The organism is Burkholderia sp. Ac-20345, from assembly GCF_017104825.1.
Taxonomy (GTDB): Bacteria; Pseudomonadota; Gammaproteobacteria; order Burkholderiales; family Burkholderiaceae; genus Burkholderia; species Burkholderia lata_B.
Map to the genome: position 1 here is coordinate 1 of NZ_JAAGPO010000197.1, position 18,640 is coordinate 18,640.

The window sequence follows — 18,640 nt, forward strand, 5'->3', positions numbered from 1 at the left end:
GACGCAGGCGTCGGGCTGGCGATAGCGCTTCCTGAAGTACGCGTGCATCGCGCGCTCCGTCACTTCGCGGTCGTTGCGCGCTTCGACGATGCGCATCAGTTCATGCTCGACGTGTTCGTAATCGCGCGCTCGCCGGCGAGCTTCACGACACCGCGCGCGGTCGACAGCGGCACGACCGCCGCCACGCCGAGCTCGACGGCCTTCTCGATTACCCAGTCCATCTTGTCGCCGCCGGCGATGCCTTGCGCGAGCGTCACGCGATAGGGCGGCTCGGCTTCGGCCGGTTCGAACGCGTCGATCTGCGCGAGCGCGCTGCGCTTGTCGATCTCGACGAGCCGCGCGCGGTACTGGCCGCCGGTGCCGTCGAACAGCGCGAGCACGTCGCCGGGCTGCAGGCGCAGCACCTGCGCGTGGCGCGCGACATCGGCCGGCAACGCGAGCGTGGCGTCGGCGCGCAGTGCCGCGTCGACGAAAAAGCGCGGCACGGCCGCGGTGGTAGTGGCTTCGTTCATGCGTGTAGCGGTTTGGGTCATGCGTCGAGGCGGTGTCCGAGTGCCCACCGGTAGCCGTCGAGATCCTCGATCTGAGCGAACCGGTCGCCCCAGAACTGATCCTGCGGCGGGCTCAGCGATTTCGCGCCCGCGTCGAGCGCGCGCTGCCAGGTGGCGTCGACATCGTCGACATACAGGTAGAACGATTGCGGTGCGGTGGCGTTCGCGCTCTTCGGCGTGAGCGCGGTCGAGCCGAACGCGCCCTCGGGCGCGAACATCACGATCAGCTGGCCGCGGTAGGCCATCTCGACGTGCATGATCGCGCCGTCCTCGTCGTGCACGTCGCGCAGCTCGAAGCCGAATGCGGCCTTGAAGAAATCGATGGCTGCGCGCGCGTTGCGTACGGCCAGGTAGGGCGTCAACCAAGGCACGTTGGCCGGACGTGGATCGGTCATGAAAATCTCCTGTGTGGGCGCTTCGGCGCTTGCGCTGATTCCGTGCTTCGGCGTTCGTTCAGGGGGCGTCGCGGTGTCCGGGGCGTTTCGCCCCGGTGCCGGACATCACGAATCCTGCGAAGTCGCGATGGAAAAACGGAGCGAGGCGGCCGCGCGGACGCTCAGCGGCGGACACCCAGTGTATCGCGCAGCGCGCACGGCAGGGCAAAGAGGGACGCATGCAGCCGCGCGTCGTAGTAGCGCAAGCCCTGGACGCGGCGGGCGGCGAGCCGTTCGTCGATGTCGTGTGCGAACAGCGCGGCCGCGTCGAGCGTGTCGCTCGCGATCGCCATCAGCCACTGCGAGCCATAGAGCGGCACGTGCGCGGACAGCGGATCGACGACCGCGAAGCTCGCGCGCAGGTCGTCGAGCAGCGCGGCGATGCGCGCCGCATGGAATACCGGCGAGCCGAGGTGTATCGAGATCGCGCCGCACGGCGCGAGGATCCGCTTGAGCCGCGCGTAGAACGCACGCGTATAGAGGCCGGCTGCCGGCGAATCGGGCGGCGTGAGGTCGAACACGACGAGATCGAAATGTTCGACGGTCGAATCGACGAAATGCGCGGCGTCGCCGATCACGACCTCGACACGCGGGTCGTCGAGCGCGCCCTGGTGCACGTCGTCGAGATAACGGCGCGCCATCCCGACCACCTCGTCGTCGAGTTCCGCGATCACGATCCGCTCGATGCACGCATGCTTGAGCAGCTGGCGCGCCGCGCCGCCGTCGCCGCCGCCGAGCACGAGCGCCCGGCGCGGCGACGGATGCGCGAGCGCGGCCGGGTGCGTCATGCACTCGTGATAGACGTACTCGTCGCCGACCGACGTCATCGGCCGGCCGTCCAGCGTGAACAGGCGGCCGAGCTGCGGGGTTTCCCAGACCTCGATCTGCTGGTGCGGCGACGCGACGTGCGCGAGCCGCCGGGCGTTCGGGAAACCGTAGGCGGAGTCGGGCGTAGGGTGGAAGAGAAGAGTCGTGCTCACGGGCGGGCCACTCCGGGCAGGCAGTTCCGACGTCTGAATTATAGGAGGCGGGCGGTTTGACGGAAAACCGTGCCGGAACACTACTCGCCGACAAGGGAAATGTCAGCCCATCTGTTAAAATGACGAGCTTTGCAGCCCCGTCCGTAGGCTCCGTCCGCTTCGCGTCCGTCAGGCGCCGCACCGCGCGCCGGGAACGATTGACGCTCGAGCTTCCGGATGCCGCCGTGCCCCCGTTTCCTCGACTCGTTCTCCGGACTCGACATGACGACTTCGTCTCCCGCCTCCACCACCCTGATGGCCAACGCGATCCGTGCGCTCGCGATGGACGCCGTTCAGCAAGCGAACTCCGGCCACCCCGGCATGCCGATGGGCATGGCCGAAATCGGCGTCGCGCTCTGGTCGCGCCATCTGAAACACAACCCGACGAACCCGCACTGGGCGGACCGCGACCGCTTCGTGCTGTCGAACGGCCATGGCTCGATGCTGCTGTACTCGCTGCTGCACCTGACCGGCTACGATCTGCCGATGGAAGAGTTGAAGAACTTCCGCCAGTTGCACTCGAAGACGCCGGGCCACCCGGAATACGGCATCACGCCGGGCGTCGAGACGACCACCGGCCCGCTCGGCCAGGGCCTCGCGAACGCGGTCGGCATGGCCCTCGGCGAAGCGCTGATGGCCGACGAGTTCAACCGTGACGGCGCGAAGATCGTCGATCACCACACGTACGTGTTCCTCGGCGACGGCTGCCTGATGGAAGGCATCTCGCACGAAGCCTGCTCGCTCGCCGGCACGCTGAAGCTGAACAAGCTGATCGCGCTGTACGACGACAACGGCATCTCGATCGACGGCGACGTCGTGAACTGGTTCCACGACGATACCCCGAAGCGTTTCGAAGCCTACGGCTGGAACGTGATCCCGAACGTGAACGGCCATGACGTCGACGCGGTCGACGCGGCCATCGCGAAGGCGAAGCTGTCGGACAAGCCGACGCTGATCTGCTGCAAGACGGTGATCGGCCAGGGCGCGGCGACCAAGGCCGGCGGCCACGACGTGCATGGCGCGGCGCTCGGCGCGGAAGAAATCGCGAAGACGCGCGAAGCGCTCGGCTGGACGTGGGCGCCGTTCGTGATTCCGCAGGAAGTCTATGCGGCATGGGACGCGAAGGAAGCCGGCAAGCGCGCGGAAACCGACTGGGACGCGAAGTTCGCTGCATATCGCGCCAAGTTCCCGGCAGAAGCCGCCGAATTCGAGCGCCGGATGGCCAACCAGCTGCCGGCCGACTGGGCCGAGAAGGCTGCGGCGATCATCGCCGGCGCGAACGAGCGCGGCGAAACGGTGGCGACCCGCAAGGCGTCGCAGCAGGCGATCGAAGGTCTGGCTGCCGCGCTGCCCGAGCTGCTCGGCGGCTCGGCCGACCTGACCGGCTCGAACCTGACCAACTGGAAGGCGTCGAAGGCCGTCCGTGCGAATCCGGAAGGCCCCGGCGTCCAGCTGGGCAACCACATCAACTACGGCGTGCGCGAATTCGGCATGAGCGCCGCGATCAACGGTCTCGCGCTGCACGGCGGCCACAAGCCGTTCGGCGGCACGTTCCTGACGTTCTCCGACTACAGCCGCAACGCGCTGCGCGTGGCCGCGCTGATGAAGCTGCCGTCGATCTTCGTGTTCACGCACGATTCGATCGGCCTCGGCGAAGACGGCCCGACGCACCAGTCGATCGAGCACGTGTCGAGCCTGCGCCTGATCCCGAACCACGACGTATGGCGTCCGGCCGACACGGTCGAAACGGCCGTCGCATGGACGCACGCGGTCGCAGCCGACCGTCCGTCGAGCCTGATCTTCAGCCGCCAGAACCTGGCATTCAACCCGCGCACGGATTCGCAGATCGCGAACATCGACAAGGGCGGCTACGTGCTGAAGGACTGGGACGAAGAGATCGTCGCGCGCAAGATCATCCTGATCGCGACGGGCTCGGAAGTCGAACTCGCGATGAAGGCCGTCGAGCCGCTCGCGCAGCAAGGCATCGCGGCACGCGTCGTGTCGATGCCGTCGACCAACGTGTTCGACCGCCAGGACGCCGAATATCGCGAACGCGTGCTGCCGCACGGCGTGCGCCGCGTCGCGATCGAAGCGGGCGTGACGGCCTTCTGGCACAAGTACGTCGGCCTCGAAGGCGGCGTCGTCGGGATCGACACGTTCGGTGAATCGGCGCCGGCCGGCGTGCTGTTCAAGTACTTCGGCTTCACCGTCGAGCACGTCGTCGAGACCGCCAAGGCCGTGCTGGCCTAAAAGCATACGCGACGCGCGCTACCCCTCGCGCGCGTCGCACCGTGAAGCTGCACGAAACGAATTTTTTTCAGCCATCAGGAGATAGACCATGACGATTCGCGTCGCAATCAACGGCTACGGCCGCATCGGCCGCAACACGCTGCGCGCGTTCTACGAGAACGGCAAGAAGCACGACATCGAGATCGTCGCGATCAACGATCTGGGCGATGCGAAGACCAACGCGCACCTGACCCAGTACGACACCGCGCACGGCAAGTTCCCGGGTGAAGTGTCGGTCGACGGCGATTACCTCATCGTGAACGGCGACAGGATCCGCGTGCTGGCGAACCGCAACCCGGCCGAACTGCCGTGGGGCGAGCTCGGTGTCGACATCGTGATGGAGTGCACGGGCTTCTTCACGACGAAGGAAAAGGCGAGCGCGCACCTGAAGGGCGGCGCGAAGAAGGTGATCATCTCGGCGCCGGGCGGTAAGGACGTCGACGCAACGATCGTCTACGGCGTGAACCACAACGTGCTGAAGGCCGAGCACACCGTGATCTCGAACGCATCGTGCACGACGAACTGCCTCGCACCGCTCGTCAAGCCGCTGCACGACAAGATCGGCCTCGAAACGGGCCTGATGACGACGATCCACGCTTACACCAACGACCAGGTGCTGACGGACGTCTATCACGAAGACCTGCGCCGCGCGCGTTCGGCCACGCACAGCCAGATCCCGGCGAAGACGGGTGCTGCTTCGGCGGTCGGCCTGGTGCTGCCGGAACTGAACGGCAAGCTCGACGGCTACGCGATCCGCGTCCCGACGATCAACGTGTCGATCGTCGACCTGTCGTTCATCGCGAAGCGCGACACGACGGTCGAGGAAGTCAACGCGATCATGAAGGAAGCATCGGAAGGCGCGCTGAAGGGCATCCTCGGCTACAACACCGCACCGCTGGTGTCGATCGACTTCAACCACAACCCGGCTTCGTCGACGTTCGACGCAACGCTGACCAAGGTGTCGGGCCGCCTCGTGAAGGTGTCGAGCTGGTACGACAACGAGTGGGGTTTCTCGAACCGTATGCTGGATACGGCTGTCGCGTTCGCGAACGCGAAGTAATCCCGCACGTTGCGCGGCCGCCGCAAGGCGGCCTGCGTAGCGAACGAGCCCGGCCCGGTTTTCCGGCCGGGCTTTTTTATTGCCCGCCGTTATTGCTTGATACCGCCGTCACGTGCTCGAGCGCGGTGACGAACGCGCGCTTCAGCGGGCTGTCGAGATCGGTCCACGCGAGACCGATGCCGGTGCGGTGCCCGGCCAGGTCGAGCGGCCGCGCGAGCACGTTCGGCGGCAGCGCGCTGGCGGCTTCTGCCGGAATCAGCCCGATGCCCATCCCCGCCGCGACGAGCGCGAGCATCGTCGTGAATTCCCCGAACTCCTGCGCGATTTCGAGCGTCGTGCCCGCGCGGCTCAGCGCGAGCAGCATGTCGTCGTGAAAGCCCGGCGCGTAGCGGCGCGCGAGCACGAACGCGGGCTGGCCGCGCAGCGCGGCCGGTGAGATCGCATCGTGTGCGGCGAGCGGATGGTCGAGCGGCAGCGCGACGACGAAGCCTTCCTCGAGCACCACGCGCGTGTCGATGCCCGCATACGCGGCCGGCAGCCGGATCATCCCGAAATCGATCCGCCGGTCGCGCAGCGCGGCGATCTGGTCGGGCGTCGGCATGTCCTTCAGTTCGAGCGTGATCAGCGGATAGCGCTCGCGCATCGTACGCAGCACGGCCGGCAGCAGCGTAGGCAGCACCGACGACACGAACGCGATCCGCAGCGTGCCGATCTCGCCGCGGCTCGACAGCCGCGCCATCTGTTCCGCGCGCGCGGCCTGCTGCAGCGTGGCGCGCGCTTCGGGCAGGAACACGCGCCCCGTATCGCTCAGTTCGACCTTGTGCCGGTCGCGCTCGAACAGGCGCGCGCCGAGTTCTTCCTCGAGCGCCTTGATCTGCATGCTCAGCGCGGGCTGCACGATGAACAGGCGCTGCGCGGCGCGCCCGAAATGCAGCTCTTCCGCGAGCGTGACGAAGGCGCGCAATTGCTTGAGTTCCATGGGCGGCGGGCAGGCGAGGGCGGTAATCAGGTTTCATGATAACCGGATCAAAAAAGACCATTGGCGCGACGCCCGGCCAGCAGCCGAAGATACCGTCAACGCGAGACCGGCCGCGATGGGCCGCCGGCTCGACTGGCACGAGGAGACACGCATGACCAACGCGCTTGAACGGTTCCGCCTCGACGGCCGCCGCGCACTGATTACCGGTTCCGGACGCGGGATCGGGCTGACGCTCGCCCGCGGGCTGGCCGAAGCGGGGGCGGCGATCGTCATCAACGATCGCAATGAGGAGAAGGCCGCGACGCTCGTGCGGCACCTGCGCGAGGAAGGCTTCACGGCCGACTACGCGGTATTCGACGTCGCCGAGCACGCGCAGGTGCGCGCGGCGATCGACGATTTCGAGGCGCGTGTCGGCGCGATCGACATCCTCGTGAACAACGCGGGCATCCAGCGCCGCGCGCCGCTCGACGCGTTCGAACCGGACGACTGGCATGCGCTGATGCGCGTGAACCTCGACGGCGTGTTCAACGTCGCGCAGGCCGTCGCGCGGCACATGATCGCGCGCGGCCGCGGCAAGATCATCAACATCTGCTCGGTGCAGAGCGAGCTCGCGCGGCCGACGATCGCGCCGTATGCGGCGACCAAGGGCGCGGTGCGGATGCTGACGAAAGGGATGTGCGCCGACTGGGCGCGCCACGGCATCCAGGCGAACGGCCTCGCGCCCGGCTATTTCGAAACCGAACTCAACCGCGCGCTGGTCGACGATGCGGCGTTCTCGGACTGGTTGTGCAAGCGCACGCCGGCCGGCCGCTGGGGGCGCGTCGACGAGCTGTGCGGCGCGGCGATCTTCCTCGCATCGGCCGCGTCCGATTTCGTGAACGGCCAGACGCTGTTCGTCGACGGCGGCCTGACCAGCGCCGTCTGAGCGGCGGCGTGCCCGCGCCGTGCGCGGAGCGCCGTTGCGCCGGCTGAGGCCGGCATCCGAATTCCCAGAAGAGCCCGCCGCACGAGCGGGCCGATGTCCCGGTCGCACGACACGCGGCCGGGTTCCGGAACGGAAGGCAGGAGACAGGAGACAACGATGGATCGCATTTCCCCGCCGCCCGCGCGGCACGATGCAGGGTCCGGCGCGCCGGGCGAGACCGCCGGGCGCCGCGGCGTCGACACGAAGCAGCTCAACCGCGCGGCATGGACCTGCTCGCTCGGCAGCGCGCTCGAATACTACGATTTCGCGTTGTACACGCTCGCGTCGGCGCTGGTGTTCGGGCCGCTGTTCTTTCCCGCGCAGACTGCCGAGATGCGGCTGATCGCGAGCTTCGGCACCTACTTCGTCGGCTTCGCGGTGCGCCCGCTCGGCGGCGTCGTGTTCGGCGTGCTCGGCGACCGCATCGGCCGCAAGTTCGTGCTGACCGCGACGGTACTGCTGATGGGTGTCGCGAGCACGCTGATCGGCGTGCTGCCGACCTTCGCGACGGCCGGCTACTGGGCGCCCGCGCTGCTGATCCTGCTGCGCATCCTGCAGGGCCTCGGTGCCGGCGCGGAACAGGCCGGCGCCGCGGTGCTGATGACCGAATATGCGCCGCCGGGCAAGCGCGGCTTCTATGCGTCGCTGCCGTTCCTCGGCATCCAGCTCGGCACGGTGCTGGCGGCGGCCGTCTATTTCCTGCTGCTCGCGAACATCGATCGCGTGACGGACGGCTGGGGCTGGCGCGTGCCGTTCCTGTTCAGCGCGGTGATCGTCGCGGTCGGGATCTACATGCGCGTGCGGCTGCACGAGTCGCCGACCTTCGTGCGGCTCGAGAAGCGCGCGCAGGTCTCGACGAATCCGCTGAAGAGCGCCGTGCAGCATTCGAAGCGCTCGCTGCTGATCGGCATCGGCCTGCGGATGGCCGAGAACGGCGGCTCGTCGATCTACCAGGCGCTCGCGGTCAGCTATCTCGCCGGCGTGATCGGGATGAAGGGGCCGATCGGCGCGCTCGCGCTGGTGTGCGCGGCGACCGTCGGCGCGTGCACGGTGCCGCTGGCCGGCTGGCTGAGTGACCGCTTCGGCCGTGTGCGCGTGTATCGCACGTTCGCGTGGCTGCAGCTCGCGCTCGCATTCCCGGTGTGGTGGATCTTCAGTCACGGCAACGTGGTCGCGAGCGTGATCGCGATCTCGGTTGCGCAGGGCTTCGCGAACTGGGGGATGCTCGGCGCGCAGGCCGCGCTGCTGCCCGAACTGTTCGGCGCGCGCCATCGCTACATGGGCGTGTCGTTCTCGCGTGAAGTATCGGCGGTGCTTGCGGGCGGGATCGCGCCGCTCGTCGGCGCGACGATCATCGCGACCGTGATCGCGCTGCACGGCGGCGACCACGCGGCCGGCGTGCGCGCGTGGGTGCCGATCGCCGCGTACCTGGTGCTGCTGACGCTGATCACGCTGTTCACGACGTCGCGGATGCCGGAAACGCTGAACCGCGATCTCGACGATCCGCTCGACGCGGCGCAGGCGGCGTCGGCACCGGACGCCGATCCGCTCGCGCGGCACGCATGAACGGGCCGGGCGGCTGACGCGGCCCGGCACGCTTTCGCATTCAACTTATCTCGACAGGAGCAAGCGCAGATGGCGCACGAATCGACCCAGCGGCCCGAACTGCTGATGACGGGCCCTTACCAGCCGTGGGACGACGCATGGCTGTCGGCCGGCTACGACGTCCACCGGCTGTGGGAGGCCGCCGACCGTGCGGCATTCCTCGCCGAACACGGCGCCGGCGTGCGCGCGATCGCGACGCGCGGCGATCTCGGCGCGAATGCCGAGCTGATCGCAGCGCTGCCGAAGCTCGAGATCATCTCTTGCTACGGCGTCGGCACCGATGCGATCGATCTCGCCGCCGCGCGCGAGCGCGGCATCCGCGTGACGAATACGCCCGACGTGCTGACCGGCGATGTGGCCGATCTCGGCGTCGGGCTCGCGCTCGCGATGCTGCGCCGGATTGGCGCCGGCGATGCGTACGTGCGTTCCGGCGCATGGCGCGACGGTGACATGCCGCTCGTCACGCGGCTTTACGGCAAGCGCGTCGGCGTGGTCGGCTTCGGCCGGATCGGCACGACGATCGCGCGCCGGCTGTCCGGCTTCGACGTCGAGCTCGGCTACTTCGACGTCACGCCGCGCGCGGACAGCCCGCACCGCTTCTTCGGCGATCTTGCGGCGCTGGCCGGCTGGTGCGACCTGCTGATCGTCACGCTCGCGGGCGGGCCGACGACGCGTCACCTCGTCGACGCGGCCGTGCTCGATGCGCTCGGGCCGCAAGGCTACCTGGTGAACGTGTCGCGCGGCACGACCGTCGACGAACCGGCGCTGCTCGACGCACTCGAGCGCAATGCGATCGCCGGCGCCGCGCTCGACGTGTTCTGGAACGAGCCGCGCATCGACCCGCGTTTCCTCGCGTTGCCGAACGTGCTGCTCCAGCCGCACCATGCGAGCGGTACGATCGAGACGCGCCAGGCGATGGGCTGGCTCGTGCGCGACAACCTTGCCGCGCACTTCGCCGGCGAGCCGCTGGTCACGCCGGTCGTCTGAGGAGGCTGTCATGCGTATGCGTTGCATGTGTGTCGTGATCCACGGGCCGAACGACCTGCGGGTGGAAGAGCAGGACGCGGGCGAGATCGGCCCGGGCCAGGTGCGCGTCGATGTCGCGATGGGCGGCATCTGCGGCTCCGATCTCCATTACTTCCGGCACGGTGGCTTCGGTGCGATCCGGCTGCAGCAGCCGATGGTGCTCGGCCACGAGGTGGCCGGCACGGTCGCGGAAGTGGCGCCGGACGTGACGTCGGTGAAGGTCGGCGATCGCGTCGCGGTCAATCCGAGCCGGCCGTGCGGCGCGTGCCGCTACTGTCTCGAAGGGCTGCCGAACCAGTGTCTCGACATGCGCTTCTACGGCAGCGCGATGCGGATGCCGCACGTGCAGGGCGCATTCCGCAACGCGCTCGTGTGCGACGCGGTGCAGTGCGTGAAGGTTGCCGATCACGTGCCGCTGTCGCTCGCGGCGCTCGCCGAACCGTTCGCGGTCGGGCTGCATGCGGTGTCGCGCGCGGGCCCGCTGATCGGCAAGCGCGTGCTCGTGTCGGGCTGCGGGCCGATCGGCGTGCTCGCGGTCGCGGCGGCGCGCGTGCACGGCGCGGCGGAGATCGTCGCGACGGACGTGGTCGAGGCGCCGCTGGAAGTGGCGAGCGCGCTCGGCGCCGACCACACGATCAATGCGGCGGCCGATGCCGGCTGGGTCGAGCGCTACAGTGCCGACAAGGGCACGTTCGACGTGATGATCGAGTGTTCGGGCAATGCGCGCGCGCTGCGCGACGGGCTGGACGTGATGCGCCCGCGCGGGGTCGTCGTGCAGCTCGGGCTCGGCGGCGACGTCAGCCTGCCGCAGAACGTCGTGGTCGCGAAGGAGCTGTCGATCTGTGGATCGTTCCGCTTCCACGCGGAATTCGCGCTCGCGGTGCAACTGATCAATGCGGGGCGCGTCGACCTGCGGCCGGCCGTCACGCGCGTGTTCCCGATGCGCGACGCGAACCTTGCGTTCGAACTGGCCGGCGACCGGCAGCGCGCGATGAAGGTGCTGATCGATTTCGCGGACGAGGCGGCTTAACGGTCACGGTCACGCGCTGGCGCGAGGCGGTCTCGACGCCATCGAACAAAAGGCACGCCCGCGATTCGCGGGGCGTGCCTTTTTTCATGGTGACGAGGAAACGGCTGACTGCGTTACTGCGTGACCTGCCGCACGCCGACGCGCTGCGACGCGAGCCACAACGCGATCAGCACGCCCGCGAGCCCCGCGCCCGCGATGCACACGCCGCGCCAGCCGTCGATGCCGTACGCGACGCTCGCCGCGAACGACCCGAACGCGCCGCCGATGAAGTAGCTCGTCAGGTAGATCGTCGTCACGCGGCTGCGCGCGTTGCCGGCTAGCGCATAGATCACGCTCTGGTTCGAGATGTGCATGCCCTGCACGCCGACGTCGAGCAGCAGGATGCCGGTGATCAGCGCCGCGAGCGAGTGCGCGCCGGTCGCGATCAGCGCGAACGACGCGAGCACGGCCGCCGCGAACAGCCCCGTCGCCGCGTTGCCGTGCCCGCGATCGACGAGCCGGCCGGCCGACGTCGCTGCGAGCGCACCGACCGCGCCGACGATCCCGAACAGGCCGATCTGGCCTTCGGAATAGCTGTACGGCGGCTGGCTCAGCAGGAACGTGAGGCCCGTCCACAGCAGGCTGAAGCACGCGAACACGAGTGCGCCGTAAGTGGAGCGCAGCGCGATCAGCGGTTGCGCGCGCACCAGCGCGACGAGCGACTTCATCAGCGCCGCATAGTCGAGGCGCGCGTCGCGGCGATCCTTCGGCAGCTTCGCGGCGAGCACGGCGGTCAGCGCCGCTACCATCACCGCGGCGATGCCGTACACCGCACGCCAGCCGAACCCGTCGGCGATCGCACCGGCCGCGACGCGCGCGAGCAGGATGCCGAGCAGCAGCCCGCTCATCACGGTGCCGACGGCGCGGCCGCGCGAGCGTGCATCGGCGAGCGACGCGGCGAACGGCACCAGCAACTGCGTCGAACAGGTGACGAAGCCGACCGCGACGTTCGCGACGACGAACATCGTGAAGTTCGTGCTGAACGTGACCGCGACCAGCGCGACGACGTTGAGCATCAGCAGCCGCACGATCAGCGTATGACGGTTGACCGCGTCGCCGAGCGGAACGATCAGCAGCAGGCTCGCCGCGTAGCCGAGCTGCGTCAGCGTGACGAGATAGCCGAGCTCAGTCGGTGCGCGCCCGAAGCTGCGCGCGATCGCGGCGAGCAGCGGCTGCGCGTAGTAGATGTTGCCGATGACGATGCCGCACGCGCAGGCGAACAGCAGCGTCATGCCGCGGGTCAGGGGAGGATGGGTGTCGTGATGCGGTTCCATGGTCGCGAAAAACAGCGGCGCCGGGCGGCGGCACGGGGCCGTCGGTTGCGCGGGGTGACGGAAATCGGGGCCGGCGTCGACGGATCGGCGGTGAGCCGATGCGCGCCGGGCGGATTGCGGCCGGGCCCGGATCGGGCGGGCGGCGGATCGTCGTCGGCGGGCGGAGGCAGGGCGGGCCCGGGCGGGCCGTTCCGGTGCGGTGACAGCGGTAATGCACGGGAACGGATGTGCGTATGATGCGGGAATCGAACCATAGCGTCCAAGACTGGCTCGTTATGGTCTTCATTGGCAAAACCAATACGACGGCCGCCATGCTACTCCGCCACATCCGCTATTTCCTGGCCGTCGCCGAGCAGCGCAGTTTCACGCGCGCGGCCGACGCGCTGCACGTATCGCAGCCGACGCTGTCGCAGCAGGTGCGCCAGCTCGAGGAAACGCTCGGCGTGCAGCTGTTCGACCGCTCGGGCCGCACGGTGCAACTCACCGAGTTCGGCGAGGTCTATGCGCGCCATGCGCGCGCCGCGCTGCACGAGCTCGATACGGGGCAGCGCGCGTTGCACGACGTCGCCGATCTCGGCAGCGGGTCGTTGCGGCTCGCGATGATGCCGACCTTCGCGGCCTACCTGAGCGGCTCGCTGATCGACGCGTTCCATGCCGACTATCCGAACGTCGCGCTGACGATCGATGCGATGCCGCAGGAACGCATCGAGGCGCTGCTCGCCGACGACCGGCTCGACGCGGGCTTCGCGTTCATGCCGCCGCGCGCGCCGGACATCGACGCGCTGCCGCTGTGGGACGAGCCGCTCGCGCTCGTGACGGGCCGCACGCACCGTCTCGCGCGCCGTCGCCGCGCACTGACGCCGACCGAGCTCGGCGGCGAGCCGCTGGTGCTGCTGAGCCGTGCGTTCGCGACGCGCGAAAGCATCGACCGGTATTTCATCGAGCATGGCGCGCAGCCGAAGATCGCGATCGAGACGAATACGATCAGCGCGGTGCTGGAACTCGTGCGGTGCGGCCGGCTCGCGACGGTGCTGCCCGACGCGATCGCGCGCGAGAGCGCCGACCTGTGCGCGTTGGAGATCGATCCGCCGCTGCCCGCGCGCACGGCGGCGCTGCTGACGCGCAAGGGTGCTTACCGCAGCGTTGCGGCGCGCGCGTTCATCGAGCGTGCGCTCGCGTATCGCGATCCGTCGGGAGGTTGACCGGTCCGACCGGGCGGCGCGCGCGACGGGCGGCCGCCTGACCGCCCGACCGCGTTACGCGCGGGGTGTCGGGAAGAAGATGCCCGCGCGCTGCGCGGCGTTCGCGATGTGCGTTTCGATCGCGGTGCCCGCGGCGGCCGCGTCGCGCGCGATCAGCGCGTCGACGATCGCGCGGTGCTCCTGCCACGTCGACAGCAGCAGCTCGCGCCGGTAGAACGGCATGCGCTGGCTTTCCTTCATGATGTCCGCGCTGCTGCGCAGCACCGACTCGATCGCCGCGTTGCCGGCGAGATGGATGATCCGCATGTGGAAGTCGAAGTCGAGCTGCGACGCCTCGTCGAGCGCGCTTTCGGTGAGCGCGACGTGCAGGCTGGCGAGGTTGTCCTCGAACCACGCGATGTCGTCATCGCTGACGACGTGCGCGGCCATCCGCGCGGCGAAGCCTTCGAGCGCATAGCGCATCTGGTACGTGTCGGGCGGCGACGACTGCTCGGCGAACCGCCATGCATGCGCGGCCGTGGCCTGCGCGCTTTCGACATACACGCCCTTGCCGGCGCGGATGCGCAGCATCCCGAGCGCCTCGAGCGTCGACAGCGCCTCGCGCAGCGACGCGCGGCTGATCTCCAGCTCCTCGGAGAGCTGGCGCTGGGCCGGCAGCAGGCTGCCGACCGGATACACGCCTGCCTCGATCCGGTCGCGGATCGTCGCGATGGCGGCGTCGGTCACGGTATGCGGAACGTTTTTCATGATGTGAACTTTGGCCGGTCTGACCGGCATTGTAATCCGCACGCAGGCGGTGCATGCCCGGCCTACGGGAAAGCCACGACCTGCCCCTGTCCGGTGCATCGGAACCTGGCGTGCGAGGGGCGGGAAATCCCTATTTTGATCGTCCTTGACGCGACTATATCGGCTTCCTACTATCCACCATAACATCACTGGTCTTACCAGTATGAACAGACGAAACTGCAACCGTTGGATCGGGAGAGCGCCGTGTCGAAATTCCTCAATTCGCTGTTTGGCCGGGTAGTCGTCGCATTGATTCTAGGGATCGCGCTGGGCGCGTTCTTCCCGCATTTCGCCGAGTCGTTGCGACCGCTCGGCGACGGCTTCCTGAAGCTCATCAAGATGGTGATCGGGCCGATCGTGTTCTGCGTGGTGGTCAGCGGGATGGCCAACGCGGGCGACCTGAAGAAGGTCGGCCGGGTCGGCCTGAAGGCCGTCATCTACTTCGAGATCATGACGACGCTCGCGCTCGGCATCGGCCTCGTGCTCGCGTGGCTCACGCGCCCGGGCGTCGGGATGAACATCGACCTGCGCTCGCTCGACGCGTCGTCGCTCGCGTCGTACGCGAAGAACGCCGAAAGCCTGAAGGACACGGCCGGCTACCTGATGAAGATCATCCCCGAGACCGCGATCGACGCGTTCGCGAAGGGCGACATCCTGCAGATCCTCGTGTTCGCGGTGCTGTTCGGCTCCGCGCTGTCGCTGCTCGGCGACAAGGCGCAGCGCGTCAACTCGCTGATCGAGGAACTGTCGCACGTGTTCTTCCGGATCATCGGCTTCATCATCAAGCTCGCACCGCTCGGCGTGCTCGGCGCGATCGCGTTCACGACCGGCAAGTACGGCGTCGCGTCGCTCAAGCAGCTCGGCTATCTGGTCGCGGTGTTCTACCTGAGCTGCTTCGTGTTCGTCACGGTCGTGCTCGGCACGGTGATGCGGCTCGCGGGCTTCTCGGTGTTCAAGCTGATCCGCTACCTGCGCGAGGAACTGTCGATCGTGCTCGGCACGGCGTCGTCGGACGCGGTGCTGCCGCAGGTGATGCGCAAGCTCGAATACATGGGCGTGAAGGATTCGACGGTCGGCCTCGTGATCCCGACCGGCTATTCGTTCAACCTCGACGGCTTCTCGATCTACCTGACGCTCGCCGTGCTGTTCATCGCGCAGGCCACCAACACGCCGCTGTCGACGCATGACCTGATCGTCGTGCTGCTCGTGTCGCTCGTCACGTCGAAGGGCGCGCACGGGATCCCGGGCTCGGCGATCGTGATCCTCGCGGCAACGCTGTCGGCGATCCCCGCGATTCCGGTGCTCGGCCTCGTGCTGATCCTGCCGGTCGACTGGTTCGTCGGCATCGCCCGCGCACTGACCAACCTGATCGGCAACTGCGTCGCGACGGTGGTCGTCGCGGTGTGGGAGAACGACATCGATCGAGCCCGCGCGAAACGCGTGCTGAACCGCGAGCTGCGCTACGTGCCGGCCGAAGAGGAAGATCGCGCGGCGCCGGTCGCCGGCGACCAGGCTCACGCGCTCTGAGCGCACCCCCCGCGCGGGGCGGCTTCCCCTGGTCGTCCCGCGCAACCGCAATTCATGTGGCCGGCGCCTCGATGCGCCGGCACGACATCAAACATCAGGAGACGACATGGCAGCCCCCATCCTCGATCCGAACGCGCCGGCCTTCACGCGGCGTTACATGAACCTCGCCGACCCGCGCCTCGGGGCGCAGGCGCTCTTTGCCAGCGATGAATTCTTCGCGCCGAAGGAGCGCATGCTGAATCCCGAGCCGGCCATGTTCATTCCCGGCAAGTACGACGACCACGGCAAGTGGATGGACGGCTGGGAAACGCGCCGCAAGCGCACGACCGGCCACGACTTCTGCGTGGTGCGGCTCGCACGGCCGGGCGTGATCCACGGCGTCGACCTCGACACGAGCCACTTCACCGGCAACTTCCCGCCGGCCGCGTCGATCGACGCGTGCGTCGCCGAAGGCGACACGCCGCCCGACACCGCCGAATGGCGCCCGATCGTCCCGGCGACGACGCTGCAGGGCAATTCGCATCACTACGTGAGCGTCGACGACGCGCAGCCCTATACGCACCTGCGCGTGAACCTGTACCCGGACGGCGGCCTCGCACGGCTGCGCGTGTACGGCCAGCCGCAGCGCGACTGGCGCCAGATGCCGGCCGGCGAGCTCGTCGATCTGGCGGCAATCGAGAACGGCGGTTACCTGGTGGCCGCGAACAACCAGCACTTCGGCCCGGCGTCGCAGATGCTGATGCCGGGGCGCGGCGTGAACATGGGCGACGGCTGGGAAACGCGGCGCCGCCGCGAGCCCGGCAACGACTGGGCGATCGTCGCGCTTGCGCGGCCGGGCATCATCCGGCGCGTCGAAGTGGATACCGCGTTCTTCAAGGGCAATTTCCCCGACCGCTGCTCGCTGCAGGCCGCGCGGGTCGCGGGCGGCACCGACGATTCGCTCGTCACGCAGGCGATGTTCTGGGCCGAACTGCTCGGCGAGCAGAAGCTGCAGATGGACCACGTCCACACGTTCGACCAGCTTGCCGCGCTCGGCCCCGTCACGCACGTGCGTTTCAACATCTTCCCGGACGGCGGCGTGTCGCGCCTGCGTCTGTGGGGCGAGCCGGCTTGAAGGAGGGCAACGGCATGAGCGGATCCCACATCCTGCGCGTCGAGCGCCTGACCCGCGAAGCGTTCGCGCCGTTCGGCGACGTGATCGCGCTCGAAGGCGCGCGGCATTTCCCGATCAACGGCGGCACGACCGAGCGCTTCCACGATCTCGCGACGATCGACGTGTGCGCGGACGGCGGCCGCCCGCTCGTCAGCGTGTTCCGCGCGCAGCCGCGCGCGCTGCCGGTCGCGGTCACGCTGATGGAGCGCCATCCGCACGGCAGCCAGGCGTTCATCCCGCTCGCGGCCGTGTCGCGCTACGCGATCGTCGTCGCGCCGGCCGGCGAATTCCGGCCCGACGCGATGCGTGCATTCCTCGCGGAAGGCTGGCAGGGCGTGAACTATGCGAAGGGCGTCTGGCACCATCCGCTGCTCGCGCTCGATGCGGTCAGCGATTTCGTGATCGTCGATCGCGGCGGATCGCAGCCGAACTGCGACGAGATCCCGCTCGAGCGCGCGTGGGCGCTGGAGTTCGAGCCGGCCTGCGCGGCCTGACGCAGGCGCGGCGCCCGGCGCCGGCTGCCTGGCGGCAGCCCGGGCGGCCGTGTCGAAGGGTTTTCGAAAGCCTGGGGCGCAAGGCTTGCGCGGCCTTATCCCGAAAAGAACACGGCCCGGGCGGCGAGATGCCGGCCGGGCCGTGCCGCATGCGCGGGTCGCGCGGATTCAGTGCTTGCGGTGCGGGCAGTTCTCGGTCGTGCAGGAACCGTACATCGCGAGCGAGTGCTCCTGGAGGCGGAAGCCGCGCTCCTTCGCGATCGCCTGCTGGCGGCTTTCGATCTCGGCGTCGAAGAATTCCTCGACGCGGCCGCAATCGAGGCACACGAGGTGGTCGTGGTGCGAGCCTTCGTTCAGTTCGAACACGGCCTTGCCGGATTCGAAGTTGCTGCGCGACAGCAGGCCGGCCTGCTCGAACTGCGTCAGCACGCGGTAAACGGTGGCCAGCCCGATGTCGAGCTGCTCGTTGAGCAGGTTCCGGTAGACGTCTTCTGCCGTCAGATGGCGCACCGGGCTTTGCTGGAAGATCTCGAGAATCTTGAGGCGCGGTAGGGTGGCCTTTAGCCCGATATTCTTGAGATCCGTCGGATTGGTCATGGCTAGGCATCCCTAGAGTACAATGCAGGGCTTCAATGTTACCGGCTTTTCGCCATTCCAGAAATACGCGCGGCCTGCGACGCGGGCCTGCACGGTGAGGGAAATGATTCCAGAATCTCTTTCGCACTTTCAGAGGAGTCGCATGCGGAGTGTCATCATCGCTGCCGCCGCCGTTGCCGCGCTGGCTGGTTGTTCGTCGTACGACAGCGTGACGCAGCGCATCGCGCAGAGCATCACCCCCTACCGGATCACCGTCGTGCAAGGCAACTTCGTGTCGCAGGAGAAGGCCGCGCAGCTACAGGTCGGCATGTCGCGCGAGCAGGTGCGCGCGCTGCTCGGCACCCCGCTGCTGGCCGACATGTTCCACGCCGACCGCTGGGATTACCTCTTCTACTTCAAGCGCGGCTCGACGGCGGTCGTCCAGCAGCGCGATCTCGTCGTGACGTTCTCGGGCGATCGCCTGGCGGGCTGGACGGGGGCGGACAACCTGCCTTCCGAACTCGACCTGCTGGCCGACATCGACGGCGACCGTGGCGGCAAGAAGGCGAAGGCGGCCGCAGCGGCGAAGAAGGCCGCCGAGGCTGCCGCTGCCGCGAGCGCCGCGCAAGCGG

The 18,640-nt window shown here is 68.4% G+C and carries 18 protein-coding genes; 11 read left to right on the plus strand and 7 right to left on the minus strand.

Annotation, left to right across the window (positions count from 1 at the left end):
* Positions 1-95: 95 nt before the first annotated feature.
* The 3 genes from G3O06_RS39210 to speE form a co-directional block, all read right to left on the minus strand.
* Positions 96-512, minus strand: coding sequence for an RsmE family RNA methyltransferase (locus tag G3O06_RS39210; RefSeq protein ID WP_277403776.1), 417 nt, complete (start codon positions 510-512; stop codon positions 96-98).
* Positions 513-529: 17 nt separating this feature from the next.
* Entirely contained in the window at positions 530-946 is a 417-nt protein-coding gene (locus G3O06_RS39215; protein ID WP_174972089.1) for a VOC family protein, read from the minus strand.
* A gap of 161 nt (positions 947-1,107) precedes the next feature.
* Entirely contained in the window at positions 1,108-1,965 is an 858-nt protein-coding gene (gene speE, locus G3O06_RS39220) for a polyamine aminopropyltransferase (protein WP_174916849.1), read from the minus strand.
* A gap of 216 nt (positions 1,966-2,181) precedes the next feature.
* On the opposite strand from speE, the gene tkt reads away from it, so the two are divergent.
* Both tkt and gap read left to right on the plus strand, forming a co-directional pair.
* The gene (gene tkt / locus G3O06_RS39225; protein WP_174972085.1) at positions 2,182-4,254 is read left to right on the plus strand and encodes a transketolase; all 2,073 of its coding nucleotides are present in this window, start codon (positions 2,182-2,184) and stop codon (positions 4,252-4,254) included.
* 88 nt (positions 4,255-4,342) lie between these two features.
* Positions 4,343-5,353 carry a type I glyceraldehyde-3-phosphate dehydrogenase gene (gene gap / locus G3O06_RS39230; RefSeq protein WP_174916851.1) on the plus strand — a complete coding sequence of 337 codons (1,011 nt, stop codon included), beginning with the start codon at positions 4,343-4,345 and terminating at the stop codon, positions 5,351-5,353.
* Positions 5,354-5,429: 76 nt separating this feature from the next.
* On the opposite strand, the gene G3O06_RS39235 is transcribed toward gap, so the two are convergent.
* Complete coding sequence (locus G3O06_RS39235) at positions 5,430-6,332, minus strand: LysR family transcriptional regulator (RefSeq protein ID WP_205819310.1); 903 nt, start codon at positions 6,330-6,332, stop codon at positions 5,430-5,432.
* 151 nt (positions 6,333-6,483) lie between these two features.
* Here G3O06_RS39235 and G3O06_RS39240 point away from each other — a divergent pair, with 151 nt between their 5' ends.
* From G3O06_RS39240 to G3O06_RS39255, 4 genes are all read left to right on the plus strand, one after another.
* Entirely contained in the window at positions 6,484-7,257 is a 774-nt protein-coding gene (locus G3O06_RS39240; protein WP_041493006.1) for an SDR family NAD(P)-dependent oxidoreductase, read from the plus strand.
* A 156-nt stretch (positions 7,258-7,413) separates the two neighbouring features.
* Positions 7,414-8,862, plus strand: coding sequence for an MFS transporter (locus tag G3O06_RS39245; protein WP_205819311.1), 1,449 nt, complete (start codon positions 7,414-7,416; stop codon positions 8,860-8,862).
* A 69-nt stretch (positions 8,863-8,931) separates the two neighbouring features.
* Positions 8,932-9,888 (plus strand): 2-hydroxyacid dehydrogenase, encoded by a 957-nt coding sequence (locus G3O06_RS39250; protein ID WP_174998943.1) that lies wholly within the window; start codon positions 8,932-8,934, stop codon positions 9,886-9,888.
* 10 nt (positions 9,889-9,898) lie between these two features.
* Complete coding sequence (locus G3O06_RS39255) at positions 9,899-10,957, plus strand: L-idonate 5-dehydrogenase (protein ID WP_205819312.1); 1,059 nt, start codon at positions 9,899-9,901, stop codon at positions 10,955-10,957.
* A 113-nt stretch (positions 10,958-11,070) separates the two neighbouring features.
* Here G3O06_RS39255 and G3O06_RS39260 read toward each other — a convergent pair whose 3' ends face one another.
* On the minus strand, positions 11,071-12,270 hold the full coding sequence (locus G3O06_RS39260; protein WP_205819313.1) for an MFS transporter: 1,200 nt from the start codon (positions 12,268-12,270) through the stop codon (positions 11,071-11,073).
* A gap of 311 nt (positions 12,271-12,581) precedes the next feature.
* Between G3O06_RS39260 and cynR the strand changes: the two genes are divergently transcribed.
* Complete coding sequence (cynR, locus tag G3O06_RS39265) at positions 12,582-13,472, plus strand: transcriptional regulator CynR (RefSeq protein ID WP_205819314.1); 891 nt, start codon at positions 12,582-12,584, stop codon at positions 13,470-13,472.
* Positions 13,473-13,526: 54 nt separating this feature from the next.
* Here the strand turns inward: cynR and G3O06_RS39270 are convergent, their stop codons facing one another.
* A complete protein-coding gene (locus G3O06_RS39270) occupies positions 13,527-14,249 on the minus strand; it encodes an FCD domain-containing protein (RefSeq protein WP_174985006.1) in 723 nt (240 codons plus the stop codon).
* Positions 14,250-14,462: 213 nt separating this feature from the next.
* Here G3O06_RS39270 and G3O06_RS39275 point away from each other — a divergent pair, with 213 nt between their 5' ends.
* The 3 genes from G3O06_RS39275 (at position 14,463) to G3O06_RS39285 (ending at position 17,432) form a co-directional block, all read left to right on the plus strand.
* Positions 14,463-15,785, plus strand: a complete 1,323-nt coding sequence (locus G3O06_RS39275) for a C4-dicarboxylate transporter DctA (RefSeq protein WP_174916859.1) — start codon at positions 14,463-14,465, stop codon at positions 15,783-15,785.
* Positions 15,786-15,891: 106 nt separating this feature from the next.
* Positions 15,892-16,899 (plus strand): allantoicase, encoded by a 1,008-nt coding sequence (gene alc / locus G3O06_RS39280; RefSeq protein ID WP_205819315.1) that lies wholly within the window; start codon positions 15,892-15,894, stop codon positions 16,897-16,899.
* 14 nt (positions 16,900-16,913) lie between these two features.
* Positions 16,914-17,432, plus strand: coding sequence for an ureidoglycolate lyase (locus G3O06_RS39285; protein ID WP_174916861.1), 519 nt, complete (start codon positions 16,914-16,916; stop codon positions 17,430-17,432).
* Positions 17,433-17,600: 168 nt separating this feature from the next.
* Here G3O06_RS39285 and fur read toward each other — a convergent pair whose 3' ends face one another.
* Complete coding sequence (fur, locus tag G3O06_RS39290; RefSeq protein WP_006400349.1) at positions 17,601-18,029, minus strand: ferric iron uptake transcriptional regulator; 429 nt, start codon at positions 18,027-18,029, stop codon at positions 17,601-17,603.
* Positions 18,030-18,171: 142 nt separating this feature from the next.
* Between fur and G3O06_RS39295 the strand changes: the two genes are divergently transcribed.
* Positions 18,172-18,640 (plus strand): outer membrane protein assembly factor BamE (locus G3O06_RS39295; protein ID WP_205819316.1); only part of this gene is annotated, 469 nt, incomplete at its 3' end.